Genomic DNA, 13,168 nt, shown 5'->3' with positions numbered 1-13,168 from the left:
ACACCCACCAGGCCCGACCCGACGAGACGACTATCGTTCAGCCTGAGCCCACCGGCGCCAGGTAACCAACCCTCCGGCAAACCGGGGGAACCTCAGAGCGAGGTAGGGGCCGAACGCGGCACGCAACTTGTTGGCGTTCCTGCTCGACAGGTCAATCTCGTGTGCAGCGTGGGCAGCCGTAATGAGAGCGACAGCCCGGGCGCCTCGATCGAAGCCTGCCGGGCCACGGTTGCAGGTCAATGAAACAGGTAGCCGATGTCAGGGCGGTTGATCGTGGCTCTGGCGAGCGGACGCAAGTGCCGGATCGCGCGGAACATGTTTCGCCGGGGTCGAGTGGCGCGTGATCGCGTTCGGCGTGTGGGTGTTCAGGCGCGGCCGCGGACGAGCGGCATAAAGACCTCATCGACGATTTCGACCAGTACCTCGTCGGGGACCGCGGGGATGCCGCGCATCGCGTACTCGGCTCGTAGCAGCGTCATCGGCGTGGTTGCGACGCGCGGATGGGCGGCCGCCGGTGGGGCCTCGCCGCGTGCTATGGCGCGTTCGAGGATAGTCAGGAAGGCGCGGTCCATGGTGTCCGTGCCCGATCGTTCGCGTATGAGGGCGAGCAGCGCCGGGTCATCCGCCGCAGCCGCCAGCAGGCCGCGTAGGACCGCTCCGTGGGGCGAGGACCACGTCTGGTTCGCCTGCCGCAGCATCTCGAGCGCATCGCCCCGCAGGGTACCCGTGTCGGGGTTCGGCCTCACGGCGTCGGACAGGTGGCGGTATGCCGCGATGCCCAGCGCAGCCCGCTGCGGCCACCGACGGTAGATGGCGTTCTTGTTGGTTCCGGCGCGGGCGGCGACCCGATCCATGGTCATCGCCGCGTAGCCGGACTCGCGTAGTTCCTCCGCCGCCGCGTGCAGGATCGCCCGTTCCAGTTCTTCGCCTCGGCGCCTCGTGCCCACGTCTTGCAGGGTACTGGACGTACCCTATAGGGTACACGACGTACCTTACAGGTGGGGGCACCTCTGTGCGCGTCTTCGGAATGAACTACGACACCGGCTTCGTGAGCGCCGGCTCCACTACCCACGAGCCGTTTGACCCAGAAACTGTACGGCGCGACCTGCGCGTCATCCGTGACGAGCTGCACTGCGACGCGGTGCGCACTACGGGCGGAGTCCAGGACCGGTTGGAGCTGGCCGCAGGGCTGGCCGCCGAGGCAGGCCTCGAGGTGTGGTATTGCCCGTTCACCAACGGCCTGGACCGCGACGGGCTCATGGCGTTCGTGCTCGACGGCGCGGAGCGGGCCGAGCGGCTGCGGCGCAGCGGCGCCTCGGTCGTGTACCTCACGGGCTCCGAGATCTCTATGTTCACCGACGGCTTCCTGCCCGGCCGTGACCTGGCAGAGCGCCTGGCGCTGTTCACCGATCCGATACGGATGCGGGAGGCGGTTCCGGCCGCGCGCGCCGCGGTGCGCGACTTCCTCGCCGATGCGGTGCCCGCGGTGCGAGAGCGGTTCGGTGGCCCCGTCGGCTACGCATCGATCCCGCTGGAGGATGTCGACTGGACGCTGTTCGACATCATCGCCAGCGACGCCGGCTACCGCGACGCGACTAACGCTTCAGCGTTCCCGCAAACCCTGGCGGCTGCGGTGGGGCAGGGCAAGCCGTACGCCGCGACCGAGTTCGGCTGCTGCACGTTCCGCGGCGCGGCCGACGTCGCGGGAGGGGCGGAACCGGTGACGTACGACGAGCACGGCCGCGCCGCGAAGCTCACCGCGGCGCTGGAACGTGACGAGGAGGGCCAGGCCCGCTACCTCGTGGACCTGCTGCGCGACTACGAGACCGCAGGGGTGGAGGCAGCGTTCGTGTACACGTTCGCGAACCGGCACCTACCGACCGCCGCCGACCCGGACCACGACTACGACCTGGCCGCGCGCGGGATCGTGCGGGTGCTGCCGGATGGCTCGTGGACGCCGAAGGCCGCGTTCCACGCCCTGGCCGAGTACGGCCGCACGCGTACTCAGAGCCTCGCGAAGTAGTCGCGCGATCCGCTTGATCACGTTCCCGCTTATGGCCGCGTAGCGTTGCGTGGTGGCCTACGTAGTTGAGGTTCCCCCGGTTTCCCGGACGGCTTGATGATCCCCGAGCTTTTCGGAGCCATATTGGCTGGCGCCGGGCTATGGACAGGGTGATCGGACGGAGCCTTTCATGCTCGACCGGGGTGAGCCTGTTCAGTGAGCTGTCGAACAGCCGACGCGGTGCAGGCCTGGACTTCCTGAAGACGTGCCTGTGCTCGGTCGGGGTTCAGCGGTAGTACACCGGCACCGCGCCAGAAGGGCGCTCGGCGATCGGTAGGCGCCACGCACCGCGCGCAAATCGATGTTCTACGATCAAACCCGATCCTGCGTAGAGGTGGGACTCAAGACCGAGGCCGTACGGAGCGCGAGGCGATCACGGCAGCCCTACGAGGGCAATGGTCGGGACGCGAGGAAGGGGTCGGTGCAGGTGCGGGATGCGGTGTACGGCCAGTTGTTGACGCAGCAGTGGCGGCGCGGTCGGTGTGCCTGCGTCGGATTGGATCCCGAGATGGGGTCTGTGCGGTTGGCTCTTGGTGAGCAGGATGTCGAACGGGCGTTGACCCGGTTCAACTGCGAGATCGTCGACGCCACCGCTGACCTGGTGTGCGCGTACAAGCCCAACATCGCGTTCTACGAACGGTGGGGGGCGCCTGGCATCAGTGCACTGCGGCGGACCATCACCCATATCAACGCGGTGGCACCGGAGGTGGCGGTGATTGTGGACGCCAAGCGCGGGGACATCGCCTCCACGAACCTGGCCTACCGTGACGCGCTCTTCGGCTACCTTGGCGCGGATGCGGTGACAGTCCAGCCCTACCTCGGCGTTGATGCGTTGCGGCCGTTCCTGGACACCCGCACCAAGGGCGTCATCGTGTTGTGCCGCACCTCGAACCCCGGCTCGGGAGAGTTGCAGGACCTGCAGACCGGTGGGGAGCCGCTGTACATGCGGGTGGCGCGCCTCGCCGCGTACGACTGGAACGAACACGGCAACTGCAGTGTGCTGGTCGGTGGTACCCACCCCGAACAGGTCGGCGAGGTACGACGGATCGCTCCGCACCTGCCGATACTCGTCGCCGGTGTGGGGCATCAGGGCGGCCCTGTCGGGCACATCATCCGGGCCGGTCTACACCAGGGCGGTGGTTTGATCATCAGCTCGTCCCGATCCATCATCGAGGCCGACCCCGGTCCCCGGTTCGCGCAGGGGGCTCGGACAGCGACCATGGCACTGGTCGACGAAATCCGAGCTGCGGTGACCACGATGACCCAACCAGGGGACGCCGTTCGCCCCGCCGAGAATGATCCGCGAAGCTAGACACGCCTATTTGGCGGCAACGCTCCCGAGACACGCGGCAACCAAGGTCGTCATCGACCTGGAGGTCGCAGCAAGCGGTAAGGCCCAACCTGGGGCAGTCCCGATTGTTGGCCGATGGTCTACGCGGCCGCAGGCTGCGGATCGAACTCGCTTGCGCCGTCCGGCGCATCGTCTGTGACACCGAACATCTCGCGCCGAGTCACGCCGCCGCCCGGTGTGCCGCCGACCGGCTCAACGCCGGTCGCGTCGACGACGTCACGGTGCTGGGCCGTCACTCCTCGGTCGAGCCGAGGCGGAGCCCAGCCGGCGGTCCAGCTAGCTCAGTCCGAGCGCCAGCGCGGTGAACAGGGCGGCGATCCAGCCCCATCCCGGGATTATGACGGCGCGTTGGATGAGGCCGAGGCGCGGTGACGCCTCCTCCCACGCCCTGCCGAACCGGCTGAATCCGAAGAACAGTGCGACGGCGAAACAGGCCGAGGTGATCCTCCAGGATGTCCCGGGCAGCGTGAACGCACCGACAGCCGCGGAGAGGGGCAGGGACAGGAAGACCACGGCGCCGGCGAGATCGTGGAGTCGGTGCTGGGCGCTGTGCCCCTCGGGTATCCCTGCTGGAGCGCCCGGCGGATATCCGAGCATCGGATCCATCCGGAACACCCCGGATGCGACGAGGCCGAGCCCGAAGACGGTCAGGACCACACCGACCGGGAGGCTCGGTCCCTCGACGACCACTCCGAGTGCCCCTACCGTGATCGCGGAGCCAGAGACGAGGAAGTTCGCCGTTTGGATCCAGCCTCGCCTGCCGAGCGCTAAGGCGCTGACCGGGTGGCGTACTGGTGCGTAGTGCGGCCGGCTCCAGCCGTCGATGAGGAACACCAACACGAACAGCACCGCACCGGCGCCGCCCACCCAAAAGACCACGTGACTCTTCCTTCCACCAGCGCGCGGACTGTCCGGCGGTCTCAGTGCATCGTGCAGCTGCCGGCCGGCACAGTGCCGATGGTCATGGAGCCCGCAGCAGGCAAGACGAGTGTTTTGCGCGTTACCGAACGCGCGCCCTGGTGTTCGGGGTTGCTCGCTGCGCTGATCTGCGTGCTGACCGCGATCCTTGCGTTAGTGGCCCTCGTGTTCGGCGTCGTCGGGCTGCGGATGCCCAGCCGATTGCGCGTGACCGGCTAGGCCGTCACCGTCGGCTGACTGGTACTCACCACTTTCGCTGTCGTGATCGCGATCGTCTTCGCTGCCGGGTCTCAAGACGTTTGAACGACGAGGACGCCGTCAACCTCCTCGAAGCGCCCGAATCGAGGACCTGCGCGACAAGCTGCCCCGCTGCCCATGTGAGTCGGCCTGCACCCGCAGCCGCCCATGTAGCCGGGGCAGCCAGCCTGGTGTCCCGTTGAGGCCGTGCGGACGGAGGTCACCGCTGCACGGCTCATGCTGAGCCACCGCCGCCGCACCACCGCAGGAAGGAAACGAGCGGTGATCGCCCGGCAGCGGGGGCAGCAGGTCCGAAGCCTGCCCGACAAGGGTATCGGCCTGCTGGAATGCGTCCGCAGGCTTCACCTCGGCCTCAGTGACAGCGGGGTGGCGGGATGGGATCGGAGGCGTGCAGCGAGGTACAGATCAGGAGAGGACGGGTCCAGGTTGGGAGACCGGCTGGTGGGGACGGCAGGTCGTACTGTGCTGACATGCGACCCGGTGAGCCCGTGGATCCTGAGCCGTCAGATGGTGCGCGTTCAGCAGAAGGCGACCCCGCTGCGTCGGACGAGCCAGTGGCGGACAACCGCAGAGCGGACAACCTCACAACGGACGGATCCACCGTGCCCCCGCCGGCCTCGACCGGGCAACCGGAGGCGACCTACCCCACGCCGGGAACCGCCCAACCGGAGGCGATGCCCGGCGCCAGCTACCCGTACCCGGCGGTCGGTTGGCCACCGCCGTACCCGCCGGGACCTGGCGACGCTGCCCCCCAGGGCGGGCGCGGGGCGGTCATCGCCGCGATACTGATCGGCCTCTGGGCCGTCACCGTCACCGTCGCCGGCCAGTCGATCGCCTGGCTGGTCGACCAGGTCCTCCTGGTCACCGGATTCGACATCCCTGGCTGGATACAGCCGGTCGGCGGGCTGGTCAACCCTCTGCTGGTGGCGCTTCCCGCCGCCCTGCTGACCGTGATCCCCCGGTCCACCCCGATCCGCGCCGCCGGCCGGGCCTGGTTGCTCGGCGCGACGGCACTCGGGGCCCTGGGGCTGCTGCGGGCGATCCCCATGCCGCAGCACGAGATCTACCTGGCGGCGACGGCCGCGACGGCGGCCCTGGCGGCGGTCGGGCTGCACCGCCTGCGCCGACGCCGGGGCGCCACCACCGGGACGCAGGGGCACACACCCGCGCCAGCCGACCGGCCGGACGCCACCGCCATCGGGTTCGCCGTCGCCGCCGGGCTCGCCCTGCTCCTGCCCTGGCTCTGGCTCGGCGCCCTCGGCGGCCTGCTGGAGACCATCCTCGCGATCGTCGCCGCCGCCGCCGTCGGCTGTCTCGCCGCCACCATCTGCGACCGGCGGTTCTGGGCTGCGTACCGCGACGACGCCACCGGCAATCCGGTCGGCCCAGCCCGATTCGTTCTCCTCGGCGGCCTGGTCGCCGGCGTGACGCTGGTCCTGCTCGGCGCCGGCATCGGCCAGACCGGCGCACAGCTCGCCGCCCTCGTCATCCTTTCCTGCGTCGGCTTCGCACTCGCCGCGCTCGCCGCCACCACGCCGGTCGGAAGGTACGCCGACCAGGCGCCCCGGGGCCGCGGCGGTGCTCTGACCACCGGGATCGTCGTCGGCATCGCCTTGATCGGGCCCCTGGCCCTGGTCGACCCGGAGGAGATCTCGCTGCTGCTGATCGGCCGGGACCTGCCGTTCTGGGCCGCTGTCGCCACCGGCGGCTCACTCGCCGTCGGGCTGCTGCTCGGCATCGCGTACGGCATCACCCTCGCCCCCAGCAGTCGGATGCCGCGCCGATGGGTGGCCTCGACCACCGTCGGCGTGCTACTCGTCACCGCTGGAGCGGTCCACCTCGGCCTCGGGCAACCCGGTCTGCACGGCGAGCGGCTCTTCGTCGTCCTCCGCCAGCAGGCCGACCTGACCGGGATCGCCACCGGACGGCCGGGGCCGGACCGGGACGCACAGGTCGGCGAGGTGTACCGGCGGCTGGTCGGGACCGCCGAGGAAAGCCAGGCCGACCTGCGCCGGCAACTCGACCGGTACGGCCTGACCTACACCCCCTACTACCTCGTCAACGCGATCGAGGTGGACGGCGGTCCGGCCGTACGCGCCTGGCTGTCCCGCCGCGACGACGTGGACCGGGTCCTGCTCAGCCAGCGGCTGCGCCCTCTGCCCTTCGCCCCCAGGGCCGGTGGTGGGAACGCCCACGGTCCGGCACCGACCACACCGGTCTGGAACCTGACGTTGATCGGCGCCGACCGGGTCTGGTCCGACCTCGACACCGACGGCACCGGCATCGTGGTGGGCAGCTCCGACTCGGGAGTGGACGGCAGCCACCCCACCCTGGCCGATGGCTTCCGGGGCGGTGACGACTCCTGGTACGACCCGTGGAACCACACCCGCACCCCGACGGACACCAACGGTCACGGCACCCACACCACCGCCACTGCGGTGGGCGGCGGCAACGTCGGCGTAGCACCCGGCGCCGAGTGGGTGGGCTGCGTCAACCTCACCCGGAACCTGGGCAACCCCGCCCACTACCTCGAATGTCTCCAGTTCATGGTGGCGCCCTTTCCGGCCGGCGGTGACCCGTTCACCGACGGCCGTCCGGAACGTGCCCCGCACGTGCTGACCAACTCGTGGGGCTGCCCGGAAATCGAAGGCTGCGACCTCACCGCGCTCGCACCGGCGACCGCCGCGATCGCCGCCGCCGGCATCTTCTTCGTGGCCGCCGCCGGCAACACCGGCCCCTTCTGTGGCACGGTCGACGCCCCGCCCGCCTCCTACGCCGAGGTGCTGACCGTGGGTGCGGTGGACCGGCAGCGGCGGGTGACTGACTTCTCCAGCAGGGGACCGACCCCGGACGGCACCGTCAAGCCCGACCTGGTCGCCCCCGGCAAGGGAGTCCTCTCCGCCACGCCCGGCGGCGGCTACACCAGCAACGACGGCACCTCGATGGCCGCCCCTCACGTCGCGGGGACGGTCGCTCTGATGTGGTCGGCCAACCCGACGCTCGTCGGCGACCTGAAACGCACCCGGGAGATCCTGCGGGAGACCGCCAGCCCGGCCCGCACCGGCGTGGCCCCCGGCACCGACCCGGGATCCGGGACCACGCCGGGCGGCGGCGGACCGGCATGTGGTGGTACCCAGAACTACGAAGGCGCCGGGCTCATCGACGCGTACGCCGCGGTGCGGGCAGCCCGCGAGGCAGGATGACCTGATGGCCAGGGCCGCTGCGGTGGGGGTCGTGTCCGGAGAGGTCGTGGAGCTGTCGTGCCCGCTATGCGGCCTGCCGCCGTATCCGCTCTTGTTTTGCACGCTTAGCTCCGGGGCGTCCGGGCGACGTCGCCTGCGGGGAGGCCACAGAGGTTCGTCTGCCTCGGCCCGGGTCGCAGCGGCTTCGGTGCGGGCGTCGTGGCCGTTGCGGAACGGGTTGATCGTAGTCATTTCCGAGAACCGGACTCGACATGCCTGTTGAGCGGCGGGACCGACGAGCAGTGGGCGTTGGTCGGACCGTTTCTGCAGACGTGAAAGGTTCGTGCGTGTGTCGGTCGCGGGCCGTCACGGCGAGGATGATCCGCGGGAGGGTCGTGAACGCGATCCTCTACCAGCACCGCCGGATGCCGACGCCGGCCTGATCCCTGACCACCTCAATGCTCCTGCTGTGAGCAGATATCAGGCTCTAGGCAGGCACATCCGACTCGGACCGCGACAGACTGTCGTCATGACCAGGATTTCACTGCAAGCCAGTCCGTCCGATGCCGGTAGCTGGCTGCAACTCGCCCGGAAGTGCGAGACCGCCGGATTCCACGCCCTACTCGTCGCGGATCACCCTGGCTCGGCGGCCTCGCCCTTCGTTGCTCTCGCTGCTGCGGCGGCCGTCACATCGACGATCGGGCTCGGCTCGTACGTGTCCAATGCCGGGGTCCGCGAACCGATCCTGCTCGCGGCCGATGTCGCCACGCTCGACCTGGTCTCCGGCGGACGCGCCCGCCTCGGCCTCGGCGCCGGCCACACCCCGACCGAGTGGGAGGCGATCGGGCGGCATCGTCCCGATGTCGCCGGGCGGGTACGGCGCTGCATAGCCGTGGCCGAAGCCGTGCGTGCCCTGCTCGACGGTGGGGCGGTGAGCGTCGACACCCCTGAGGTCGCCGCACGCGAGGCCCGACTGACCCAGCCAAGGCCCGTGCGGCAGCGAGTGCCGCTCACTCTCGGCACGGCCAACTCCCATCTGTTGCGCTGGGCGGGAGGTAACGCCGACGTGGTCGGACTCACCGGATTCGGTCGTACCCTTCCCGACGGACACACGCACCAGACCCACCGGCGCACGGACGAGATCGAGGCGCAGCTACGGCACGTCGCGGTTGGCGCCTACGGGCGTGACGACCCGCCGCAGTTGGAGGCGCTCGTGCAGAAGGTGATCGTGACGGACGACGCGGAAGCCGCCGCCGCAGGCACCAGTGCACAACTCGGCATGACCGTGGCCGAACTACTGGCCACGCCCTTTGTGTGGATCGGCACCGAGGCAGAGATCCTCTCCGCCATCGCCGAACACGAGAAGCGCTGGGGCGTCACCCGTTATGTCGTACGCGCAGACGCTGTGGATCCGTTGACCCCCCTCATCGGACGACTGGAACGCTCAAAGCGTTAGGAGTTGTCAGCGAGATGCTCCGCGTGTCTCGCCAGGCGCCGCGTATCGGCGCCATCGTGCGCCGGGTTCGGCCGCTGACGATCATGCTGCGGCCCCGGGTGGCTGGTCCGATGGTACGGATGCGGCCCGAAATCTCTGTGATCAGGTGGCGTGGTGTCCGGGCGGATGGGTACCTCCAGCACCGTGATGTGGTCGCCGGAAGCGTCGGTGAGGTGGTCCTCCACGGTGGGCCCGGTGATGGTCAGATGGTGCCGGTGAAGCCAGTCGAAGAAGTGGTGCCCGGCGTCGATGATTCCGGCTGTCGGTGGGAGGACGGCGCGTACCACCGTGCGGGCCGGTAGCGTGAGTCGCTCGCCCGTTCGACCGGTGTCGACCGCAGCGGTGAAGCCGCTTTGGGGACGTGCTCGTAGCCAGGTCAGAAGGGTGGCGCGGGAATCAGTGGCGCAGACGGCAGCGATCTCGCTGGGATGCGTGACAGTCAGGTGGCGCACGCGTAGATGGCGTGCGCCGACAGTGGCCTGGTGGGGCAGGATCGGCATGGGTGCGGAGAGATAGTCCTCGGCGCGATCGGCCACCTCCTTCATGGCCGTGACCTGTCGGCGGATCTCGGCCATTGTTTCGCGTACTGCTTGCCTCACCTGCTCGTCGGGTGCATCGATCAGGTCGGCTATGTCGCGGAGCGACAGGCCCAGGCGTTGAAGTCCGCGGATCCGCTCCAGTCGGGACAGCGCCGAGGCGCCGTACCAGCGGTAGCCGGACGTGCGATCGACGGTCGTCGGCACCAGTAGTCCGATTCTGTGGTAGTGGCGCAGGGCTCTTTCGGTTGCGCCGGTCATCCGGGCAAGTTCTCCGATCCGCCACACGTTTGACCTTCTCCCTGGGGCAGGGTTCTACCGTCGCCCACCATGACACCCGCTGACAAGGACCCCGGCGCCCGACTTGCGGGCATGCTTCTTCTGATCTCGATGGTGACGATCCTGGCCGCGGCGGCAGTGGCGGTGCCATCGGGGCTGACCCTGAATCCGTCCGACCCGGCTGCCACGTTGACCGCCGTGCACGACCACGTCGGGCTGCACATGACCGAACTCGCACTCGACGTACTCGGCTGGCTGGCGTTGGCCGCAGCCGGACTGGTGCTGGCCGGCAACCCCGACGCACTGTTCCGGCCTCACCTGGCCGTCCTCGCGGGTGGACTGCTGGCCTCCGCAGGGCTGGCGGGCCTACTCCACGACGCCGGCAACCTCGCAGTGACCCAACTCGCCGCTGAGCCAGGAGACACCGTCACCGACGTGGCCAGCGCGGTGATGCTCACCGCCAAATGGGCAGTGAACCTCACCGGGCTGCTCTGGGTAGCCGCCACAGCCGTCACCACAGTCGGCGCCGACCTACCAGACCGACTTCGCCGTACCGGGAGGCTCGCTGCCCTGGCAGGCCTCGCCGCTGTCGCCGTCCCCTGGACCACCGGAACCGACGGCATGTCACCCATGCTGGAACAACTCGGTTACGCCCTGCAGCTACCCGTCATGATCTGGCATGGCTGCCTGGGCTGGCGGCTCCTACGGCGTCGATGATCAATCACGGCACACCATACGACGAGTGGCGCCTCGCGCGCGCCCGGTTCTCGTGTCGATGGTCGGCCGGGTCGGGGTCGGGGTCGGGGTCGGAGGACAGTCACAGGATCGTGCGGAGGCCGGGCACGCGGCGGATGGTCGCGGCGGCGGCGACGCTGATGGCCATGCCGAGAGTGGCGACGGTGGCGAAGGTGGCCAGGGTGGGTAGGGCGGCGCGGGCGAATGCGAACTGTAGGGCGACGACGATCGGCAGGTGGACGATGTAGATGGTGTAGGAGTTGGCGGCCATGGCGCGGGTGAGCCGGTTGTGGCCGGCGAAGACGTCCCTGAACAGGGTGAGCAGGCCGATGCTGAGGCCGACACACAGGAAGGTCTCGGTCAGGGTCCAGCAGGCCGAGGCCCAGGAGGCGCCGCCGGGGGCGAAGAACGGGGTGTCGGTGCCGGTCCAGAACAGTACGGCGGTGAGTGCCGCGCCGATGGCCAGCCAGGTGTAGCCGGTGGAGCGGGGCAGCCGGGTGAGCCAGTCGCGTCGGTGGGCGATGACGCCGGCGATGAAGAACGCCGTGTACTGGGCGAGGCGGGCTGGTTCGGCCTGGATGAACTCGAACAGCGGCACCCACTGGTCGAGCGGGTACCAGATTCGGATGAGGAACACGACTGCGGCCAGGGCGAGGGTGAAGATGAGCAGGCCGGGGTTATCGGGTGTCCGGGTCGACGGGGTGATCGGGCGGACGCGGCGCAGTAGTACGCCGAGCCAGCGGAACAGCACGTAGAGGGCGCTGAAGGCGAGGAGGTTCTGGATGAACCACAGGTGCCCGAACTGCAGGTCGGGCCAGATCGGCCCGGTCCAGTCGGCGGGCTGCGGGCCGAAGCCGAGGAACACGTCCAGGTAGTAGCGCGGAAACGAGATCGGCGGGTAGCCGCGGTATTCGCGGTAGTGGACGTACATCAGCGCCGGGATGATCGTGGCCGAGCCGACCAGGAACGGGATGCCGAGGCGCTTGAGCCGGCCGCGCAGGAATCCCCAGTTGCCTGTGCGGTCGATGGTGCGGGGCACGAGGAACGCGGCGACGAAGAACAGCAGGCTCATCCGGAAGGCCCCGCCCACTGCGGAGAGGTCGGCCAGGAAGGGGGCGTCCTGGCTGCCTTCGACGTACCACCAGTCGGCCGGGCCGTATGCCTGGGCGGCGTGGTGGATCACCACCATGAGGATCATCGCGACCCGGAGGTTGTCCAGGTAGTGCAGGTGCTGAGTGCGGGGTGCGGGGGGCTTGTCAACACTGATCATGTGTTCAACGTACTGAACATATGTTCAGCGCCGGATCGGGTGGAATCCCGGAAGTCACCCTTGGGGATGTCCCCGAGGGCGGTGCCGGTGCGGTGGCATACGGTGCTGGTATGCAAGCGTCGCCCTCGGACCTGACCGGACGGGCGCGGCTGCGCGAGGCGGCCCTACGCCTGTTCGCGCAGCGCGGTTTCGCCGCCACCTCGGCCCGCGCGGTGGCTGCCGAGGCTGGCCTGTCGCCGGCCCTGGTGATGCACCACTTCGGCTCCAAGGAAGGGCTGCGCGCCGCCGTCGACGAGGAGGTTCTGGCCCGGCTCGGCGCTGCCCTGCGGGAGCGGGATCCGAGCGGTGGGGATCTGATGGGGTCACTGGGTGAGGTGTCCGCCCGGATGTTTGGCGCTGACCCGGTGCTCCGCGGCTATCTGCGCCGGGTGCTGCAGGAGAACAGCCCGGCCAGCGCCGCGCTGTTCGGCCGCCTTCTGGAGGGTGCACGTACCGAGTTGGAGCGGCTGATCGCGGCCGAGGGCGGCCGCACGGACGCGGACCTTGAGTGGGCGCCGTTCCAGATGCTGTGCCTGATCGTCGGCCCGCTGATGCTGGAGCCGGTCATGCAACCCAACCTGGACCGGCCGATGTTCGACGGGCAGGTGCTGGCCCACCGCAGCGCCGCCAACCAACGCCTGCTGCGACTGGGCCTGTTCGGCGCCGACCCGTCGACCGGTACACCGGACACCGTAGGTGGTCATCGGTGACCGTCCCGGCGGAGCAGGTGCCGGTCAGGTCGGCGCCGTTGGCGGCGGGGCGGGCGTTGAGGACCCGCATAGATTCCTGGCAGGCTGGTGGTGAGCGCGTCGACCCAATCAAGACTCTGACCCTGCTGTTCCGGGGTCTCGCGGAGTGTTCCGAGAGCACTGGGGTGGGGCTGCGGCGTTCGGCGCGGTACTCCGCGATGTCGCGGTCGGCGCCGGCAGCCAGGGGGTGGCACCGGACATGTGAGTTCCCCCCGCTTTGATGGAGCGGTGGTTACCTGCTGCCGGCTGGCGCAGGGGTGGCGATTGGTGGCTCGGCTGGCTCGGTATGGCGGC

11 protein-coding genes are annotated in these 13,168 nt (G+C 69.5%); 7 read left to right on the top strand and 4 right to left on the bottom strand.

Features of this window, described 5'->3' with window-relative positions; translation table 11 throughout:
• Positions 1-365: 365 nt before the first annotated feature.
• Positions 366-947, bottom strand: coding sequence for a TetR/AcrR family transcriptional regulator (locus tag ABZ738_RS32365; protein WP_357219692.1), 582 nt, complete (start codon positions 945-947; stop codon positions 366-368).
• A gap of 80 nt (positions 948-1,027) precedes the next feature.
• On the opposite strand from ABZ738_RS32365, the gene ABZ738_RS32360 reads away from it, so the two are divergent.
• Complete coding sequence (locus tag ABZ738_RS32360) at positions 1,028-2,023, top strand: hypothetical protein (RefSeq protein WP_357219690.1); 996 nt, start codon at positions 1,028-1,030, stop codon at positions 2,021-2,023.
• 460 nt (positions 2,024-2,483) lie between these two features.
• Positions 2,484-3,374, top strand: coding sequence for an orotidine-5'-phosphate decarboxylase (gene pyrF, locus ABZ738_RS32355; protein ID WP_357219687.1), 891 nt, complete (start codon positions 2,484-2,486; stop codon positions 3,372-3,374).
• A gap of 315 nt (positions 3,375-3,689) precedes the next feature.
• Here the strand turns inward: pyrF and ABZ738_RS32350 are convergent, their stop codons facing one another.
• On the bottom strand, positions 3,690-4,292 hold the full coding sequence (locus tag ABZ738_RS32350; RefSeq protein ID WP_357219684.1) for a DUF998 domain-containing protein: 603 nt from the start codon (positions 4,290-4,292) through the stop codon (positions 3,690-3,692).
• A 51-nt stretch (positions 4,293-4,343) separates the two neighbouring features.
• Here ABZ738_RS32350 and ABZ738_RS32345 point away from each other — a divergent pair, with 51 nt between their 5' ends.
• The 3 genes from ABZ738_RS32345 (at position 4,344) to ABZ738_RS32335 (ending at position 9,227) form a co-directional block, all read left to right on the top strand.
• Entirely contained in the window at positions 4,344-4,550 is a 207-nt protein-coding gene (locus ABZ738_RS32345; protein ID WP_357219681.1) for a hypothetical protein, read from the top strand.
• Between the two features lie 713 nt (positions 4,551-5,263).
• Positions 5,264-7,792: a S8 family serine peptidase gene (locus ABZ738_RS32340; protein ID WP_357219695.1), complete on the top strand. Its 2,529-nt coding sequence runs from the start codon at positions 5,264-5,266 to the stop codon at positions 7,790-7,792.
• A gap of 328 nt (positions 7,793-8,120) precedes the next feature.
• The gene (locus ABZ738_RS32335) at positions 8,121-9,227 is read left to right on the top strand and encodes an LLM class flavin-dependent oxidoreductase (protein WP_357219678.1); all 1,107 of its coding nucleotides are present in this window, start codon (positions 8,121-8,123) and stop codon (positions 9,225-9,227) included.
• On the opposite strand, the gene ABZ738_RS32330 is transcribed toward ABZ738_RS32335, so the two are convergent.
• Positions 9,224-10,090 (bottom strand): MerR family transcriptional regulator, encoded by an 867-nt coding sequence (locus ABZ738_RS32330; RefSeq protein ID WP_357219675.1) that lies wholly within the window; start codon positions 10,088-10,090, stop codon positions 9,224-9,226. The two genes, ABZ738_RS32335 and ABZ738_RS32330, sit on opposite strands and share 4 nt — an antisense overlap.
• 84 nt (positions 10,091-10,174) lie before the next feature.
• Here ABZ738_RS32330 and ABZ738_RS32325 point away from each other — a divergent pair, with 84 nt between their 5' ends.
• Positions 10,175-10,798, top strand: coding sequence for a hypothetical protein (locus tag ABZ738_RS32325; protein WP_357219673.1), 624 nt, complete (start codon positions 10,175-10,177; stop codon positions 10,796-10,798).
• Between the two features lie 100 nt (positions 10,799-10,898).
• Here ABZ738_RS32325 and ABZ738_RS32320 read toward each other — a convergent pair whose 3' ends face one another.
• On the bottom strand, positions 10,899-12,086 hold the full coding sequence (locus ABZ738_RS32320) for an acyltransferase family protein (protein ID WP_357219670.1): 1,188 nt from the start codon (positions 12,084-12,086) through the stop codon (positions 10,899-10,901).
• A gap of 110 nt (positions 12,087-12,196) precedes the next feature.
• Here ABZ738_RS32320 and ABZ738_RS32315 point away from each other — a divergent pair, with 110 nt between their 5' ends.
• Positions 12,197-12,835, top strand: a complete 639-nt coding sequence (locus ABZ738_RS32315; protein ID WP_357219667.1) for a TetR/AcrR family transcriptional regulator — start codon at positions 12,197-12,199, stop codon at positions 12,833-12,835.
• The last annotated feature ends 333 nt before the right edge of the window (positions 12,836-13,168 follow it).

Source organism: Micromonospora sp. NPDC047793 (genome assembly GCF_040642635.1).
In the GTDB taxonomy this organism is placed as follows: domain Bacteria; phylum Actinomycetota; class Actinomycetes; order Mycobacteriales; family Micromonosporaceae; genus Micromonospora.
Note: the sequence above shows the minus strand (reverse complement) of the source record. Positions and strands in the feature narration are given on the sequence as shown.